Origin of the sequence: Thalassospira sp. CH_XMU1420-2, assembly GCF_037029325.1 — a bacterium.
GTDB classification, from domain to species: domain Bacteria; phylum Pseudomonadota; class Alphaproteobacteria; order Rhodospirillales; family Thalassospiraceae; genus Thalassospira; species Thalassospira povalilytica.
In genome coordinates, this window is sequence record NZ_JAYMEG010000048.1 from 585 (window position 1) to 1,388 (window position 804).

At 57.1% G+C, this 804-nt stretch carries 1 protein-coding gene; it reads right to left on the reverse strand.

Annotated elements, in window-relative coordinates:
- Positions 1–804, reverse strand: an 804-nt coding sequence (gene nadC, locus WA429_RS21165) for a carboxylating nicotinate-nucleotide diphosphorylase (protein WP_336107902.1), incomplete at both ends; no start/stop codon positions are given.

Genomic DNA, 804 nt, shown 5'->3' on the forward strand with positions numbered 1-804 from the left:
CCCGCACCCACACCATGCCACCACCCCCCCCCCCCTCTCAGCCACATCCTTGATAGTATCGATATTGATGCCGCCGGATGCCTCTATCCGAGCGCGGCCGTTGTTAAGCTTAACAGCCTCTTTCAGGTCATCGATTCCGAAATTGTCTACCAGCACGGTTGTTGCGCCAGCATTGAGCGCTTCTTCGAGCTGTTCAAGTGTGTCGACTTCGATTTCAACGACAACAAGATGGCCGACATAATTGCGGGCAGCTTCAACTGCCTTAGTGATGCTTCCGCAAACCGCGATGTGGTTGTCGTTGATCAGAACCGCGTCATCGAGGCCAAACCGATGGTTTGCACCATCGCCACAACGTACGGCATATTTTTCAAAGGCACGCAGGCCCGGGGTGGTTTTGCGGGTACAGCAGATGCGCGCATTTGTGTGGGCGATCAAATCGGCGAACCTTGCCGTGGTTGTTGCAATACCTGACAGATGGCAAAGATAGTTCAATGCCACACGTTCCGATGACAAGATCGCGCGTGCATTTCCCGTGACCCGGGCGATTTCGTCGCCCGGCGCGAGGGTGTCGCCATCTTTCATAAAGGCTTCAAACGCCAATCCGGCCCCGGCAAGGGCAAATGAACAGCGCGCGAAGTCCACACCACACAGGCGACCTGCCTCACGAGAGACAAGAGACACCTTAGCCGTCAGGTCCGGCCCGATGGTCGCGTCGGTGGTCAAATCACCAGCCCGCCCAAGATCTTCCCTGAGTGCGGCGCGCACCCCTTCTTCGACGAGGATGGCCGGAAGTGACGGAAATAC